The sequence below is a fragment of the Candidatus Seongchinamella marina genome (assembly GCF_026262685.1).
GTDB lineage: Bacteria > Pseudomonadota > Gammaproteobacteria > Pseudomonadales > Halieaceae > Halioglobus > Halioglobus marinus.
This window is the reverse complement of sequence record NZ_SHNP01000001.1, coordinates 801,601-817,785: the sequence shown is the minus strand read 5'-3', so window position 1 is coordinate 817,785 and position 16,185 is coordinate 801,601. Positions and strand designations below refer to the sequence as shown.

Here is a 16,185-nt window from a genome sequence, read left to right as displayed (position 1 = left end):
GCATGAGCGACCCCAGCCCTCCCAGCGTATCCCTTTTTGTCACTTGTCTTGCTGACCTGATACGCCCCTCTGTCGCATTTGCCAGCATTCGACTACTGGAACAGGCCGGATGCATTGTCGATGTCCCTGTCCAACAGACCTGCTGTGGACAGCCGGGCTACAATAGCGGCGACTACGAGTCCACCGTTCCCATAGCCAAAAAAACCATCGCTCTTTTTGAACATGCGCAGTTTGTGGTTGCTCCCTCAGGCTCATGTGCAGGAATGCTGACTGAGCACTATCCGAAACTTCTTGAAGGGGAATGGCAAGAGCGAGCCATCGCCCTGGCCGAAAAAACCTACGAACTCACCAGTTTCCTTGCGGATGTAGTGAAACTCGATAAAGCACCCGCTATTCTGACTCAAATGCCGACAGTCACCTACCACGACAGTTGCGCCGGACTGCGCGAATTGGGAATCAAGGAGCAACCCCGCAAGCTACTTCGCGAATTATGCGAGGTGGATATCAAAGAGATGCAGCAAGCCGATGTGTGCTGTGGTTTTGGCGGTACATTTTGCGCCAAGATGCCTGACATCTCTGGCAAGATGGTAGACGACAAGCTACGCGATGCCGTCGCAACTGGCGCTGGCATGATCACTGGCGGCGACCTCGGCTGCCTGCTGAACATCGCGGGGCGGGCTCGTAGGGAAGGTATCGACATCGAAGTCCGGCATGTGGCAGAGCTACTAAGCGGCGACCTCTACTCTCCTGCCATCGGTGAAGGAGAGTAAATCCAGTGGAATTACAGAGCCAGCATTTTAGAGAAAAAGCTGCCGATGCCCTGGCAGACTCTGCTGCCGTTGCCCAGCGAGACAAAATAGCGCAGTTCACACCCATCATCAGGGATGCGGCCATGCAGGAGTTTGGCTCATTCGAAGCGCTGCGCAAACATATCAAACGAATCAGGCAACACAGCCTGGATAATCTGGACTATTACCTCGCCCGCTTCGAGCTGGAGGCCACCAACAATGGCAACCAGGTCCATTACGCCGATACGCCCGATGAGATGAATTCAATTGTGCTGGATATTTGCCAGCAGCATGGTGCTCACCGGGTCGCCAAGGGCAAGTCAATGGTCACTGAAGAAACTGCCCTCAACGACTATCTGCAACGCGGCGGCCTCGAGGTCGTTGAAACTGATCTTGGTGAATACATCATTCAGCAGGCGGGTGAGACTCCGAGTCACATTGTCGCTCCTGCATTGCATAAGTCGAAACAAGAAATTCGCGAGCTGTTCTTGGAAAAACACGCTCTGGGCGAACGCGCACTGGAGACCACAGAAGACCTGGTAGACGAAGCAAGATCAGTGCTCAGGGAAACGTTCCTGACGGCAGATGTTGGCATCATCGGCTCAAATGCCCTGATTGCGGAAAATGGCTATTCCATGCTGGTAACCAATGAGGGCAACGGTGACCTGTGTGCCAACCTGCCGAACGTATTAATTATTTGTACGACACTGGACCGGATTTTGCCACGCGGCGAGGATGCCACCGCGCTGCAGCGATTGCTGGCGCGTTCGACCACCGGTCAAGCGCAAACCAGCTATACCAGCTTTTACTCCGGGCCGCGTCGAGAGGGTGAATTGGACGGCCCCCTGGAAACCCATATTGTACTGCTGGACAATCAGCGCACGGACATTCTCGCCAGCGATTACAAGGAAATGCTGCAATGCATTCGGTGCGGCACCTGCCTCAATCACTGTCCTGTATTTGCCGCGACCGGGGGACACAGTTACGGCTGGGTATACTCAGGCCCAATGGGCTCGATTCTCACCCCGCTTCTCACCTCTCTGGAAACCAGCGAGGCCTTGCCTAATGCCTGCACTAGCTGCGGACGCTGTGGGGAAGTTTGCCCTGCCGATATCCCACTACCAGACCTGCTGAGGGATTTGCGACACGAGCAGTATCAACAAAAAATGACTGCGCCCCGCTGGAGAGTCGGTTTGAAGTTACATGCCTGGCTGGCAGTGCGACCCAGCCTTTATCAGTTCCTGACCGCTATGTTAACAACAGTATTACATCGACTGGGCCGCAAAAAGGGCAGCTTCAGTCAGCTGCCATTCGCTGCTGGCTGGACTAGTGTACGAGACTTTCCAGCGCCGCAGTCAGGCACCTTTATGCAACAGTATAAAGCGAGGACCAAGGCGGATGAGTAGCGAAAGTCGGTCCAGAATCATGGCTAAAGTTCGCGGAGCCAGTCGCGGCCAGGGGGCAGCCGCCATCGAGAGCGAACTGGCCGGAATGGGCGTTGCACCAACGGCGCCGCTACCCCACGAAGATACCTGCATCGCCTTTATGGCAAACGTGCTGCGCAATCACGGCACCCTGGATATTGCTGGCAATCGCAGTGAGGCAGTGAAGTTGATTGGCCAATACATCTATCAACATTTTCGCAGTCACCGCCTGGTAGCGGGCAACGACCCACACCTAGCAGCCATGCCCTGGCGTGACGGCGGTGTTCTCCCGCGGTTTGGCGAAGTAGAGCCGGGGGAACCAGTCGCCCTGAGTTATGCACAATGGGGTGTTGCTGAAACAGGTGCGACGGTATTTCTTACGGGAAAATCCAACCCCAGCCGCAATAACCTGCTTCCCGAGCGGCACCTGGTTTTGCTGGATGTGAACAATCTTTTGCCTGACCTTGAGTCGCTTTGGCGTCAAATTGAACCCAATATAGAGGCCGGCTCCAGACCCCGGGGCATTCAGTGTATTGCCGGGCCATCAAGCACAGCGGACATTGAAGCCCAGTTGGTGCATGGCGCACACGGGCCCAGAGGCTGGCATATTATTCTCACCGGCGGCGCCACTCACGAGCAGCTTCAAACCGCTCAGGCCATTGTTGCATGTGATAACACACCCGGCGGCAGTTAGGTCTGCGCCGAGGCTTTTCTGCAATCTATCTTAAAGAGACGTGTAATCGAACTTCTGGCCGCCTATCGCTGCCTCGTACATCAAACCACCCTTGGCGATGGTAAAAATCGCCATGCCTTTGCGATAGCCACCGTGCGTGGTTGCCGCATTATTCTGGCCGCCGCTGGCACCCGCTGTCATACCGCCACCTGTATTGGCCTCCGCTGACACGCCGGCAGTTATCGCAACCGCTGTCGCCTGGGCACTAAATTCAAAGTTACCGTTACTGAATTCCCGGAACGAGCGCTGGTCCTCAAAAAAAACAATCTGGCTAAAAGCCTGCCCACCCAGTTGAAAGCCCACCGTAATTTGAGTCATTGTGGTATTACCAACATGACGCCCGCCAACATAGACCTCACCCTTGCCATGCGCTCCACCAATGCCAATACCACCCTTACCGATCGTTGGGAACACCGCGTAACCATACGCGCTGTCGAAAAATTGCGCACTGTCGCCTGCGCCTTTGAAAGCACCGATTGCCTTGTCATAGCTGTCCTCAGCCCAGGCGCTTTGCCCGATCAGGCTCAGTACGGACAGGAAAAGACTGATTTTGAGAAATTGATGCATAGGGGTGACTCCAAATGAGGGGTTCGCCAGAAACGAGCCGCGGCGCTATTGTCAGCATCCCGTTGCGCGGGGTCAAGAGATTCAACCAGTATTGCGCATACCGGCGGCTATTCCCGCTATCGTGACCATAATGGCGCGCTCCGCATCGGGTTCTTCCATCTCCCTGTTGCGTTTAAGCAGTTCCGCCTGCAAAAAGTTCAGTGGGTCGGTATAAATATTTCGTAGTCGAATCGACTCCGCCGTCCAGGGCTGATCCGACAACAACTCACGGTGACCATTAATACCTAACACCGTAGCAATGTCGGCTGTTAACTGGGCGCGTAATTGCTCACCGATAAACCGCAGCTGGGCTGGCACCAGGGTTTCATCGTAGTAGGCAGAAAGCCCCAAATCTGCCTTTGCGTAGACCATTTCCAGCATGGACATTCGGGTGGCAAAGAATGGCCATTTTTCCGCCATTTCAGTCATTAGTTGCTCTCTGCCATTATCCTGAGCCAGTGCCAGTGCGGCACCGGCTCCCAGCCAGGCGGGCAACATCAGGCGGTTTTGTGACCACGCGAAAATCCAGGGAATGGCTCTAAGGCTCTCAATACCTCCACCACCCTTGCGCCGAGCAGGCCTCGAGCCCAGCGGCAACTTTGCCAATTCCTGCTCAGGAGTAGCGTGACGAAAGTAAGGAACAAACTCGGGCTCTTCGCGAACGATTTCACGGTAAGCCCGACAAGAGTTTTCGGCCAACTCATCCATCACCTCTCGCCAGCTGTCTTTGGGCGCTGGCGGAGTGCGCAGGTTTGCGCGACAAATAGCCACTGTATAAAGAGCCAACGTTTTTACCGCCAGAGAAGTCCATCCCAGCTTGGTGCGGATCATCTCGCCCTGCTCTGTCACCCGCAAGCCGTTCTTCAGAGACCCCGGTGGCTGAGACAGCAGTGCCTCACGAGCGGGTGCTCCGCCTCGACCAATGGTACCGCCACGACCATGAAACAACGTCAGCTCAACATTATGACCAGAGCACACCTCCAGTAACTGCTCCTGGGCTCGATACTGCGCCCAGGAAGCTGCCAGTACTCCAGCATCCTTGGCGGAGTCAGAGTAACCAATCATCACCATCAGTTGCCCGGCAATCTGACCGCGATACCAGTGATTTTGCAGTAAATCGGAGACTACATCTTTTGCCCGCGATAGGTCGTCCAGCGTTTCAAAAAGCGGAGCCACTGGCACAGTGTCACTCACCCCGGCTTCTTGCAGCAACAGATGCACTGCCAGTACATCAGAGGCCTGGCGAGCCATGGAAATAACATAAGCACCCAGCGCCCCTCGGGGTTGTTCCGCTGCCACAGCACAGGTATCAAGAACCTCCTGAACCTCTGCCGAGGGTTGCCAATGTCGAGGTATCAGGGGTCGACGGTTTCCCAGCTCTCGCAATAGAAAAGCGCGACGAGTCTCTTCGTCCCAATCAGCGTAGTCACCCAGACCCAGGCATCGGGTAATCTCCGACATCGCCTCTGTATGACGCGCGCTATCCTGGCGAATGTCATGACGAACCAGGTGGACGCCAAAACAGCGTATTCTGCGCAAAACATCCAGCAGCCTGCCGCCTGCGATGATTTCCATGCCACATTCGGTCAATGACTGATGGCACGCCAACAGCGGCTGCCATAATTGCTGCTCGCTTTGCAGAACCTCTGCCTCACCGGCGGGCTCACCCACCAGCTGCTGTTCTATACTGGCAATTGTATTGCGCAACAACTTACGTATTTCACGCAAAATCGCACGGTATGGTTCATGAGCATCGCCCGCCAGACTGCGCAATGCCGCATTGCAACGCGTCATCGAAAGCTCTTCAAGAAGTTGATTGATATCACCCAAATACAGATCAGCGGCCTGCCAACGCGACAGCAGCATAACCTCCCGGGTTACTTCGGCCGTCACATTGGGGTTACCATCGCGGTCCCCTCCCATCCAGGAAACAAAATTGACGGGGGCCGCTTCTAGAGGCAGGTGACTATTACAGTGTTGCGCTAGTGCATCGTCTAATCGCCGCAAAAATTCAGGCACTGCCCGCCACAGGGATTCTTCAACGACGGCAAAGCCCCACTTGGCTTCATCGACCGGGGTGGGTCGCTCCCGACGAAAGTCATCTCCATACCAGATTTGCGCCACAACTTCGCGCAGCCGAGACTGCAGCTGTGATTCCTCGCGCGACGTAAGGCCTCCCAATTCGAGCTTACCCAGACAGGCACCGATTTCGCTATGTTTGTGAATGAGTGTGCGGCGTGTGATTTCTGTCGGGTGTGCGGTGAGCACGAGTTCAATTTTGAGCTCAGCAATCGCCTGCTCTATTTCAGCAACACTGGCCCCCTCTTCTCGCAACTCCCCCAGACTATTATTGAGATTGCGTGATGCCGACAACAGAGGGTCCATCGCCCGGGAAACCAGGTGATGTTGATCAGCGATATTGGCCAGATTGAGAAATTGGGCAAAAGCCCGCGCAACCGGCACCAGTTGATCGTTATCCAATACCCGCAGTTGGTCAAGCAATTCAGCCCGGTCCTCGGCTGAGCCCTCTCGGGCACCTTTGGACAGCCCGCGAACACGCTCGATCAGAGCCAGAAACTCATCGCCCTCGGCAGCTGCAACGGTATCTCCGAGAATCCGTCCGAGATCGCTGACGTTGCTACGTAAGCCAGTGTAATCAGGCTGTGGAAGCGACTCACTCACCAGCTATCTATCCTGGCTATCAGGTCACAGACTCGCGAAGAATAACCCCATTCGTTGTCGTACCAGTTAAGAACACGTAAATAGCGATTAGCTGTCACTCCACTAAAGCCCGCATCGTAAATAGAGGAGTGGGAGTTACCAATGATATCTGTCGAGACTATCGGCACATCGCTGTACTGCAATATTCCCGCGAGCCTGTCCGACTCTGACGCTGCACGCACCACCGCATTGACATCATCAGTTGTCACCGACTTGCCAAGCTTGACGAAGAGGTCAACAACCGAGCCGTCGGGCACAGGCACTCGCGCAGCGATACCATGCAGCTTGCCTTTCAGGTCGGGCAAAACTTCGCCTACCGCTTTGGCAGCTCCGGTGGAGGTGGGAATAATATTTTCCGCAGCGGCTCGGCTGCGGCGCCAATCAGAATGAGGCACATCGGCCAGGCGCTGGTCGTTGGTATAAGCGTGAACTGTATTAATTACCCCTTCCTCGATACCGAATTCATCGTTGAGCACGCGCGCCATAGGCGCCAGGCAGTTAGTGGTGCAGCTGGCATTGGAAATTATTCGATGCTCCGGATTGAGGCCATCATCATTCACTCCAAGTACCACAGTATAGTCGATCGGATCTTTAGCGGGCACAGTCAGTATGACCCGTGATGCCCCGGCTGCAAGGTGCTGTTCCAACTGCGCACGGGCACGGAATACGCCGGTCGCTTCTACGACAACATCAACGCCCAGCTCTCCCCAGGGAATATCCGCAGGGTTGCTCTCATTTAGAAGCTTGACTGCGCCCTTGTCGGTAATGAAGTGGTCATTTTCCAATCTGAGGTTCTTGCCAAACGGACCCATCACGGTGTCGTAGCTTAACAAATAGCGCAGCGCATCGTTATCGCAAAGATCATTGATAGCGACTACGTCAACGCCTTCCACGTTTTCCAGAATGCGGAACACAGAGCGCCCAATGCGACCAAACCCGTTAATACCAACTTTCATTACGCCGCCTCCCGCTGCTGATCCAGTGTGTTGTAAAGCCTGATTACATCCAGCAAACGCGCAGCATGACCAAGATTTTCATACCAGCTGAGAGTCTTGATGATGCTGCTCCCCGCCTTAATTGTGCCTTTGGTATCAAACAACAGAGATAGCGGATTACCGATGACATCGGACGACACTATCGGATCTTCAACTGCGCCAATGATGCCGGGGTGCTTTGCAGCCGCCGCGCGCATTACATCGTTGACTGCCTCAGCATCAACATTGCTATCAGTCATTACCAGATTAACGTCAAGCAAACAGCCCTCCTGAACCGGCACGTTGAGCGCAGAGGTAAGAATCTTGCCGTCAAAGGCAGGCAGGATCTGCCCTAACCAAAGCCCCGCCTCGTGACTGTTGGGAATGATGTTTTTCGCTGCAGAGCGACTGCGACGAAAATCCGAACCCGCATAATCCTGTAAGGCCTGATCAGACGTGAATGCGTGAACAGTCGTCATACTTCCGCATTCGATACCAAAACTTTCCGCCAGGCTGTGTAATAGCAGCGCCAGTGCGCTGGTGGTGGCAGACCCCGCTGAAATCATCCGATCTGAGGCGCAGGCACTGGACTCGTTCAAACCTGGAATAACAATGCGATCAATATGATCCGTCGGTAAAGTGCGCAACAAGATTCGAGGTGCACCGTTGGACAGGTGATCCTCCATGCTCGCCTGGTCGCGATACTTACCGGTAGAGTCGATAACGATATCGACACCGAATATGTCCCAGGGCATTTCTGCGGGCCTGTCTATTTCCATGAGGCGAGCGCGGCAGCGATCATTGGTTAAGAAATTGCCTTCAAGCTTGTGTCGCCCGGGGTCTTCTACTTCTGAACTCAACAGGTAGTGAAGAATGTCAGGCTTACCTATATCAGCAATAGCGACCACTTCTACGTCATTGCTGCGCGAAGCCAGTTCAAACAACTGCCTGCCGGTCTGGCCGAAACCCATAATACCCACCTTGATGGGGCCTTGCTTTGTCATCCTTACTCTCCTGAATTCCACTAGTGTTAGCTCATAGCCTCACGAGCCAGGTGTTCAATATCAGTCCAACGTTGATTGTCTACCAACTCGGCAGATACCATCCATGATCCACCGCAACAAACAACATTTGGTAGGGCAAGAAAGTTGCGAAAGTTATCTGGGTTCAATCCTCCGGTGGGACAAAAGCGCATATCGGGAAACGGCCCTGCCAGTGCTTTCAGCATAGACTGTCCCCCTAACACAGTCGCCGGGAATAACTTGCATACCTTGACGCCATAATCCATTGCGCGCATTACGTCAGAGGCACTGGCAACCCCCGGGATAAATTGCAGAGGCGCCTGCGCCGCTGCCGCCAGCAGTTCGTCCGTCCCTCCCGGGCTCAGGGCCAGAGGCACCCCGGCGGCAACAACCTGCTCCAGTTCGCCAATGGTAGTCACGGTGCCCGCCGCCACCAGCATTTTTGGCAGCGCTTCTTTCACCGCAGCAATGGCATCCAGTGCTGCGGGAGTTCGCAAAGTAATTTCAATGGCCTGCATTCCGCCCGCCATCAAAGCCCTGGACAAGGCCACGGTGGACTCTACATCGCGGGCCGTTACCACTGGCAAAACCCGAAATTCATTTAAATTATGCTCGTACACGCATCACCTTATGAAATTTTATTACATAAAAGAACTTTAGCCCTTTACAAAGAATCCTGCAAGTAATTACCTAAATACCTCAAAACTGCAGATAAAAACGAATAATTAGCACTATTTTTCCTCAAAAATTCATCTTTCTTGACTTATTGATGCATAATATAAACAGACACCTTATAGTACTTTTATTACATATTTATCCAGCCAGCGGAGTGAAAAGGCAATGACCTTGTTAACCGACCTTGCCGACCCTCTCAGCAAGCGCAGTAAATCGGCCCACAAAATAGCCGCGTGCGTAGTTGCCAATCCAGAAACCATACTGGCCTCCACTACCGCCTCGCTGGCTGCTCAGGCGGGAGTCAGCGAACCTACTGTTAATCGCTTCTGTACCGGCCTTGGCTACAAAGGTTTTCCGGACTTCAAATTATCTCTGGCCGCAGAATTGGCGCGCAAGCAACCCCGCATGACCAGGGACATTGACCCCGATGATTCTGCTGCAAAAGTCGCTGCAAAGATTTTCGAGAGCACGCAGGCAAGTCTCAGTAATACTCAGGACCACCTCGATCTAGCTGCTCTGCAGGACGTGGTAACTGCCATGAGCAATGCTCGTTCCATCGCCCTTTGCGGGCTCGGCGCTTCAGCGTCAGTAGCGCTGGATGCACAGCACAAATTACTGCGCTTCCCGATACCGATAATGGCCCATACCGACATCATTAATCAGCGAGTCGTTGCAGCAGGGCTGGGCGCAGATGATTTACTCATTTGCATTTCCTATACCGGTCGCACTACTGCCATGATCGAACTGGCAGAGCTGGCGGTCAGCAGAGGCTGCCAGGTTGCTGGCATCACCAGCCCCCACTCTCCCCTTGCCAATACTTGCCCACTGGTACTGGGTGTCGAGAGTGGCGAGGACACAGACCGATATACACCGATGACTTCGCGCATCGCCCAATTGGTTATTGTCGACATACTTGCCACCTGCCTGGCGCTGGAGCAAGGTGAAGCGTTCGCTGACCATCTGCAGGAAGTCAAACGTAATTTGAGCCAGACTCGCCAATAACCCCCCTCTCCAATCCTTGGCTAATTGGGGTTATCATTCTCTCCACCGCTACACGCTTTATTCATACTGTGACCCTGGAAGCGGAGGCCCTGTTTTACACAGCGCCTTTCCCGGCTCAATGGTGGCTCTTAATCCTGGTTTGCCTTTTACCCAGCTTAATGGCTATTGAAGTGAACAAACTACTGAGAAAACGACTGATATGAAGAAACTGGCATACGCATTACTAGTACTTATTTTATTGCTGGGCGCTCCTCTGGCGCTATTAGTCAATAGTGGCGTGATTAGCGCCTCCAGCCTGAAAATGATTGCCAATACACAGTTTGGCATCGGGGTCGAAAGCCCATCGATTGACGAATCCGGCAATAACGGTATTTACCAGCTGCCGCCTGGTTTCACTCTACAGGTCTATGCCGACGACGTCCCTAAAGCTCGCTTCTTGCGATTCACGCCCCTGGGAGACCTTCTGGTTAGCCGCCCACATAAAGGAGACGTGATACTCCTGCGCGAAGATAAAAATGGTGACGGCCGCCACGATGGGCTGGAAACAGTCGTGGATGGACTCAACAGGCCACAGGGCATCGATTTTCACCAGGGCTGGCTTTATATTGCCGAACGAGAGCAGGTCGGTCGTGTCCGCTTTGACAAAGGACGGGCAATCGGTGACTACGAAAGTATCATCACCGGCCTGACTGGCGATGGCAATCACTGGAGCAAGACATTGCGGTTTGGCCCCGATGGCAAGCTCTACCTTGCTCAAGGTTCGACCTGTAACGTTTGCGTGGAAGAGGACGAGCGTCGTGCCACCATGATGCGCTTCAATCCCGATGGCAGTGGCGGCGAAATATTTGCTACCGGTCTGCGCAATAGCGTGGGCTTCGATTGGTCTCCCTGGGACAATGGTTTATACGCCACTGATAATGGCCGAGACCTTCTCGGAGACGATTTCCCTGTCTGCGAGTTAAACCTGGTGGAGGAAGGTAATTTCTACGGCTGGCCCTACTTCAACGACAACAATGTTCCAGATCCTGATATGGGCCCAGACCCACAGGCAGCTAATCGTACACCCACGTCCCCCGCACATGGCTTCAAAGCCCACAATGCGCCGCTGGGCATGACGTTCGTAGAAACCAGTACCTGGAAAGGCGACTTCGAACGCGTCGCTCTGGTTGCGCTGCATGGCTCATGGAACCGGAGCTCGCCCGATGGCTATAAGGTCGTATCACTGCATTTCACAAACTCGGGCATTGAGGAACGGGATTTTCTGTCGGGCTTCAACCAGGATGGCGACATCCTGGGCCGCCCCGTCGATGTGCTGCAGGGTCCGGATGCTGCAGTGTATGTCTCTGATGACTATGCAGGCGCAGTCTACCGCATAAGCCAGGAGGTCTCGGGGCTGCAGGGCAATATCGCAGGTCGCTCCGTTAACAAGTTAGATGAGCAGGCACCTCCCTGGCTCGCAACGTCAAACCTGACTGCAATGGCGACTGAAGGCGCACAGCTTTATCAACACTACAACTGTGCAAGCTGCCACGAATCGATAGGCACCACCGTATCGCTGAAGGGTCTGAATGAACGCTTGGGCTATAATGCTGTTATCGAATCCCTGCGCGAGGCGCGAGCCCCAATGCCCCTGTTTCCGCTGACGGAACTGCAACAGAAGCAAATTGCTGTCTATTTGTTGCAACCAGAGGATATCTCAGACTCAGGGCAGTAGACCCGTATGCTCAACTACCTGCCCAATGCATTAACCACTCTGCGCCTCCTGCTGGCGCTACCGTTAGGCATACTGATACTTCGTCATGAATATCAGCTTGGACTTTGGGTTGGTTTAATCGCGGGAATAACTGACGTGCTGGATGGCTTTGCCGCACGCCGCCTGAACTACTTTTCTCCCATCGGTGCAGCCCTTGACCCAATCGCAGATAAGTTACTGATACTGGTCACCTTTATTTGCCTGGCAAATGTGGCTCTGATTGACTGGACGCTGGCCGTCATTGTCATTATCCGGGACCTCGTGATCGTCGGTGGTGCTCTTTGCTATCGCCTGTTTATCGGTTCTTTTGATTTCGGCGCAAGACCTCTGAGCAAGATAAACATGGTCGTTCAAATCTTTTTCTGCCTGTTGGTATTGGCTTTCCAGTTACTGCCGGCACTACCAGAAGAACTTATATTCATCACAACCGGGGCGGTGATTATAATCGCCACCATCAGCGGTCTGGACTATATAATTGCCTGGACAAAAAAAGCACTGCAACAACGGACTGAGCACTAAGCGATGCCAGGCGGCACAAAAGAAATTCATATTCTCACCTACAATATTCACAAAGGATATTGCAGTGGAAATCGCCGCTTTATGCTGGAGTCCATGCGCGAGCGTATTGCAGAAACTGGTGCAGATATTGTATTTCTGCAGGAAATACACGGTACGGCTATCAAAAGCGAAGCTAAAAAGCGGAAGTTCTCCTACCCGGACCAACCTCACTTCGAGTATCTGGCGGATCAGGCATGGCCCCATTTTGCGTACGGACAGAATGCCATTTACCGAAAGGGTGACCATGGCAATGCCATTCTCAGCATGCACCCCTTTATCAGCTGGGAAAATATTGATGTCTCCATTTTCCCGCGCTCCAGCCGCAGCATTCTTCATGGCGTCATCGAACTGCCCCACAAAAAAACACGCCTGCATACTCTGTGCGTTCACCTTGGTTTGTTAGAGCAGGAGCGTCGCGAGCAATTGCAAACGCTCACCGAGCGCATTGACCAAAACGTGCCACGCGATGAACCGATGATCATTGCCGGCGATTTTAATGACTGGCGTCGACGTGCCGAGAATCACCTCCATGATGACCTTGGACTGGCAGAACTATTTGTCAGTCTTGAGGGCCGCCATGCGCGCACTTTTCCAGTATGGGCGCCGCTATTGCCCGTAGATCGTGTATATTTCCGAGGCCTAAAACCAATCTCTTGCCGCCGCCTTGCAAACGGCCATTGGCGAGACCTATCAGATCACGCAGCACTATTTGGAGTATTTCAGCTGACATGACTATAAAAAATGTAGCCGGCGCTCTGGCGCAAATTCCGACACTAGCTAAGCTGGCGAAGGCGATGAAACCCAAGCCATCTGCCACTTCAGACAGCTTTTCAGCGCGGGTAGAAGTTCTCGCGAAAAGGTACCCAGAGTGCAGTGCCGTCGTTTTCGAAGGTAGGGAATTAAACTGGAAGGCCCTCAATGCGCTCTCTAATCAATACGCCCACGCCCTGCATGGAATGGGACTGAGGCAAGGCGATTGCGCCGCACTGTTTATGGAAAACCGCATCGAGTTTTTAGGTACCCTGCTTGCGCTGAACAAACTTGGCGTCATCGCAGCATTGATTAACACCAACCTCAAGAGCAAAGCGCTTACGCACTGCATGGAAATTACAGATACGCAATGGTGCCTGTTCGGTGAAGAGCGGCTATCCACGATAGACGAGGTTCGCCTCGAAGCAGACCTCAATAAGGTTAAAACCTGGATATACGTTCCCGATCAAAACGTGACAGAGAGCCCAAATTGGGCCACTAACCTGGCTCAAGAAAGTGAGTATGAAAACGCATCCAACCCCAAACAAACACTGCTGAACACTATCGCAGATAATGCGCTTTACATATTTACCTCGGGCACAACGGGAATGCCAAAAGCCGCAGTCATAAGCAATCGACGCTTCCTGCAAAGCTCCACGGTCGGCTCCGTGGCGGGCCTGCGCTGTGACGTCAGCGATCGAATTTATTTATGCCTTCCCCTTTACCATGGCACGGCACTTTTCCTGGGAGCTGGCGCAGCTTTTAATACGGGTGCCAGTCTTCTTCTTCGACGGAAATTTTCCGGGAGTCAATTTCTAACTGAGGTGCGAGAACACGGCGCTACCAGCTTTTTATACATCGGTGAGATCTGCCGCTACCTGCTTAGCACTCCGGATTTGGAAGACGACTCTAACAGCCCATTGACGACAGTTATGGGCAATGGCCTGAGACCCGATATCTGGCTGGCATTCAAGGAGCGTTTCGGCATCCAAAGGGTTGCGGAGTTTTACGGCAGCAGCGAAGGCAACATGGGCTTTGTCAACTTGCTGAATAAGGATTGTACTATTGGCACCAGCACATTGCCTCATACTCTGGTTAAGTACGATGTAGACGCAGACGAGGTTATCAAAAATACCGAGGGGTTTTGTATCGAGGCTGACGTTGGAGAAGCCGGTTTGCTGTTAGGAAAGATCACACAAGACAATGCCTTTGAGGGCTACACCAGCCAAGAAGCGACAGAACAAAAAATCATGCGCGACGTCTACGAGAACGGTGACGCGTGGTTTAATACGGGAGACCTGCTGAAAAAAATTGATGTCGGCTTTGCTCTCGGTCTACCGCATTATCAGTTTGTCGATCGTGTGGGCGACACCTTCCGCTGGATGAGCGAGAACGTCTCCACTAATGAAGTGGGTGAAGCCATAAACACTTACTCACAAATCGCATTTAGCAATGTCTACGGCGTGGAAGTGCCAAATACCAACGGCAGAGCCGGTATGGCAGCATTACTGTTAGAAGAGGGAGTCAGCGAGCTGGATTTAGCTGGCTTTTCAGCACTGGTGTGTGAGCAACTTCCTTCATACGCCCGCCCGCGGTTCCTGCGCATACTGCCGGAAATGGACACTACCGGTACCTTCAAGATGCTCAAAGGGGATCTACGCGAACAGCGCTTTGACCCGGCTAAAGTCAGCGACACCCTGTATGTGATGAAACCAGGTTCCGACCACTATGAGCCGCTGAGCCATGATTTTGCCGACAAGATACTGGCAGGCGAAGGGGGCTACTAAGCTCTGTTACCCGAACCCGCCCTTGGACGCCGTCGTCTGGGACGCTTGTGCCCCTCGCCTGCGCGACCTTTGGCTGTGTGCTTACCGGCATTACTGCCACCGCCGGAATGCTTGGGCGGTCGCCGTCCAGGCTGTCTGGGTTTGCGTAAAGGAGCGCTCGCGGGCACTTCATGCTCAGGTTCGAAGCCGTCGATATACTCACGCGGCAGGTGGCGCTGAATGAGCTGTTCGATATCGTTTAATTGCTTGATTTCGTCAGCACTTACAAGTGAATAAGCCTTTCCGGATGCACCTGCCCTGCCAGTGCGACCGATCCGATGCACGTAGTCCTGGGCGACATTAGGTAAGTCAAAATTGACGACCTGGGGCAGTTGCGCAATGTCCAGACCTCGGGCGGCAATATCAGTAGCGACCAACACTCTCAGACTGCCACTCTTGAAGTCTTCGAGTGCGCGCGTGCGCGCTCCCTGGCTTTTATTACCATGAATGGCTGTTGCCTCAATACCGGCTTTAACCAACTGCTGGGCGAGACGATTTGCACCATGTTTAGTGCGAGAGAAAACCAGTACCTGGGTCCAGCATTTCTCTTCTACCAGCTCTCTGAGCAGGGCACCTTTACGTTTCTTGTCTACCGGATAGACCCACTGCTCCACCTTATCGGCAGTGGCGTTGCGCGAAGCCACCTCTACTTCTATCGGGTCCTGTAAGAACTTTTTTGTCAGCTCACGAATTTCCGCAGCGAAGGTGGCAGAAAAAAGCAAATTCTGGCGCTCAGCTGGCAGCAATTTAAGAATTTGGCGAATATCGTGGATAAACCCCATATCCAGCATACGGTCCGCTTCATCCAGCACCAGAATTTCAAGCTCTCCAAAATCAAGCTCACCCTGGCCGTGCAAATCAAGGAGACGCCCCGGGGTAGCAATAAGGATATCGACACCTCGCCGCAGCTGAGCAATCTGCGGATTAATCTTCACGCCACCGAACACCACTGCCGACTTTAGCGGCATATGCAGACCGTAGTTGCTAACGCTCTGGGCCACTTGCGCTGCTAACTCCCGAGTAGGCGTCAAGATCAGCGCGCGGATTCGGTGTGGTTTGATGGGAGCGCTTGCATTCAAACGCTGCAGAATAGGCAAGGTGAACGCAGCCGTTTTACCCGTGCCGGTTTGCGCTGCAGCCATTACATCTTTCCCGGACAACACCGCGGGAATGGCCTTGGCCTGAATGGGTGATGGTTCGCTGTAGCCTTTTTTTTCAATCGCGCGCAGCAGCGCAGATGAAAGGCCGAGTTGATCGAATGTCATCAAAGAGTTCTCATACCCATTAATTTCCGCAAAGGCGAAAGCCTGACGCGGCGGGCGGGAATATTAGTTGATAAAAACCTCAATTGAC

General features: G+C 53.5%; 15 protein-coding genes. 9 read left to right on the top strand and 6 right to left on the bottom strand.

Translation table 11 applies throughout. From position 1 onward, the window contains the following. Nucleotides 1–2: 2 nt before the first annotated feature. The 3 genes from EYC87_RS03600 to EYC87_RS03590 are packed head-to-tail and all read left to right on the top strand — an operon-like array spanning nucleotide 3 to nucleotide 2,906. Nucleotides 3–770 (top strand): (Fe-S)-binding protein, encoded by a 768-nt coding sequence (locus EYC87_RS03600; RefSeq protein WP_007229109.1) that lies wholly within the window; start codon nucleotides 3–5, stop codon nucleotides 768–770. Nucleotides 771–775: 5 nt separating this feature from the next. After that, a complete protein-coding gene (locus EYC87_RS03595) occupies nucleotides 776–2,194 on the top strand; it encodes a LutB/LldF family L-lactate oxidation iron-sulfur protein (protein ID WP_279251656.1) in 1,419 nt (472 codons plus the stop codon). After that, on the top strand, nucleotides 2,187–2,906 hold the full coding sequence (locus tag EYC87_RS03590; protein WP_279251655.1) for an LUD domain-containing protein: 720 nt from the start codon (nucleotides 2,187–2,189) through the stop codon (nucleotides 2,904–2,906). The genes EYC87_RS03595 and EYC87_RS03590 overlap by 8 nt, the downstream gene beginning before the upstream one ends. 30 nt (nucleotides 2,907–2,936) lie before the next feature. Here EYC87_RS03590 and EYC87_RS03585 read toward each other — a convergent pair whose 3' ends face one another. The 5 genes from EYC87_RS03585 to eda form a co-directional block, all read right to left on the bottom strand. Next, complete coding sequence (locus EYC87_RS03585; RefSeq protein WP_279251654.1) at nucleotides 2,937–3,512, bottom strand: lipid-binding SYLF domain-containing protein; 576 nt, start codon at nucleotides 3,510–3,512, stop codon at nucleotides 2,937–2,939. Nucleotides 3,513–3,593: 81 nt separating this feature from the next. Continuing rightward, nucleotides 3,594–6,233 carry a phosphoenolpyruvate carboxylase gene (gene ppc / locus EYC87_RS03580; protein ID WP_279251653.1) on the bottom strand — a complete coding sequence of 880 codons (2,640 nt, stop codon included), beginning with the start codon at nucleotides 6,231–6,233 and terminating at the stop codon, nucleotides 3,594–3,596. Beyond that, a complete protein-coding gene (gap, locus tag EYC87_RS03575) occupies nucleotides 6,230–7,228 on the bottom strand; it encodes a type I glyceraldehyde-3-phosphate dehydrogenase (protein ID WP_279251652.1) in 999 nt (332 codons plus the stop codon). Before gap ends, ppc begins: the two co-directional genes overlap by 4 nt. Next, entirely contained in the window at nucleotides 7,228–8,250 is a 1,023-nt protein-coding gene (locus EYC87_RS03570) for a type I glyceraldehyde-3-phosphate dehydrogenase (RefSeq protein WP_279251651.1), read from the bottom strand. Before EYC87_RS03570 ends, gap begins: the two co-directional genes overlap by 1 nt. Nucleotides 8,251–8,276: 26 nt before the next feature. Further along, nucleotides 8,277–8,888, bottom strand: coding sequence for a bifunctional 4-hydroxy-2-oxoglutarate aldolase/2-dehydro-3-deoxy-phosphogluconate aldolase (eda, locus tag EYC87_RS03565; RefSeq protein WP_279251650.1), 612 nt, complete (start codon nucleotides 8,886–8,888; stop codon nucleotides 8,277–8,279). A gap of 220 nt (nucleotides 8,889–9,108) precedes the next feature. Between eda and hexR the strand changes: the two genes are divergently transcribed. From hexR to EYC87_RS03540, 6 genes are read left to right on the top strand one after another with little or no spacing between them, the layout of a single operon-like run. Further along, complete coding sequence (gene hexR / locus EYC87_RS03560) at nucleotides 9,109–9,945, top strand: transcriptional regulator HexR (protein WP_279251649.1); 837 nt, start codon at nucleotides 9,109–9,111, stop codon at nucleotides 9,943–9,945. Beyond that, complete coding sequence (locus tag EYC87_RS19445) at nucleotides 9,942–10,148, top strand: hypothetical protein (RefSeq protein WP_423243961.1); 207 nt, start codon at nucleotides 9,942–9,944, stop codon at nucleotides 10,146–10,148. Before hexR ends, EYC87_RS19445 begins: the two co-directional genes overlap by 4 nt. Next, a complete protein-coding gene (locus EYC87_RS03555) occupies nucleotides 10,145–11,659 on the top strand; it encodes a PQQ-dependent sugar dehydrogenase (RefSeq protein ID WP_279251648.1) in 1,515 nt (504 codons plus the stop codon). The genes EYC87_RS19445 and EYC87_RS03555 overlap by 4 nt, the downstream gene beginning before the upstream one ends. 6 nt (nucleotides 11,660–11,665) lie before the next feature. After that, on the top strand, nucleotides 11,666–12,217 hold the full coding sequence (locus EYC87_RS03550; RefSeq protein ID WP_279251647.1) for a CDP-alcohol phosphatidyltransferase family protein: 552 nt from the start codon (nucleotides 11,666–11,668) through the stop codon (nucleotides 12,215–12,217). 3 nt (nucleotides 12,218–12,220) lie between these two features. Then, a complete protein-coding gene (locus tag EYC87_RS03545; RefSeq protein ID WP_279251646.1) occupies nucleotides 12,221–12,988 on the top strand; it encodes an endonuclease/exonuclease/phosphatase family protein in 768 nt (255 codons plus the stop codon). Continuing rightward, nucleotides 12,985–14,793 (top strand): long-chain-acyl-CoA synthetase, encoded by a 1,809-nt coding sequence (locus tag EYC87_RS03540; RefSeq protein WP_279251645.1) that lies wholly within the window; start codon nucleotides 12,985–12,987, stop codon nucleotides 14,791–14,793. The genes EYC87_RS03545 and EYC87_RS03540 overlap by 4 nt, the downstream gene beginning before the upstream one ends. Here the strand turns inward: EYC87_RS03540 and EYC87_RS03535 are convergent. Then, nucleotides 14,790–16,097: a DEAD/DEAH box helicase gene (locus EYC87_RS03535; protein ID WP_279251644.1), complete on the bottom strand. Its 1,308-nt coding sequence runs from the start codon at nucleotides 16,095–16,097 to the stop codon at nucleotides 14,790–14,792. The two genes, EYC87_RS03540 and EYC87_RS03535, sit on opposite strands and share 4 nt — an antisense overlap. Nucleotides 16,098–16,185 lie beyond the last annotated feature (88 nt).

Bases quoted from the DNA above. Each gene is read 5' to 3' on its own strand.
- EYC87_RS03600 (WP_007229109.1), top strand. From the start codon at position 3: ATGAGCGACCCCAGCCCTCCCAGCGTATCCCTTTTTGTCACTTGTCTT.
- EYC87_RS03590 (WP_279251655.1), top strand. From the start codon at position 2,187: ATGAGTAGCGAAAGTCGGTCCAGAATCATGGCTAAAGTTCGCGGAGCC.
- EYC87_RS03585 (WP_279251654.1), bottom strand. From the start codon at position 3,512: ATGCATCAATTTCTCAAAATCAGTCTTTTCCTGTCCGTACTGAGCCTG.
- gap (WP_279251652.1), bottom strand. From the start codon at position 7,228: ATGAAAGTTGGTATTAACGGGTTTGGTCGCATTGGGCGCTCTGTGTTC.
- EYC87_RS03570 (WP_279251651.1), bottom strand. From the start codon at position 8,250: ATGACAAAGCAAGGCCCCATCAAGGTGGGTATTATGGGTTTCGGCCAG.
- hexR (WP_279251649.1), top strand. From the start codon at position 9,109: ATGACCTTGTTAACCGACCTTGCCGACCCTCTCAGCAAGCGCAGTAAA.
- EYC87_RS03555 (WP_279251648.1), top strand. From the start codon at position 10,145: ATGAAGAAACTGGCATACGCATTACTAGTACTTATTTTATTGCTGGGC.
- EYC87_RS03550 (WP_279251647.1), top strand. From the start codon at position 11,666: ATGCTCAACTACCTGCCCAATGCATTAACCACTCTGCGCCTCCTGCTG.
- EYC87_RS03545 (WP_279251646.1), top strand. From the start codon at position 12,221: ATGCCAGGCGGCACAAAAGAAATTCATATTCTCACCTACAATATTCAC.
- EYC87_RS03540 (WP_279251645.1), top strand. From the start codon at position 12,985: ATGACTATAAAAAATGTAGCCGGCGCTCTGGCGCAAATTCCGACACTA.
- EYC87_RS03535 (WP_279251644.1), bottom strand. From the start codon at position 16,097: ATGACATTCGATCAACTCGGCCTTTCATCTGCGCTGCTGCGCGCGATT.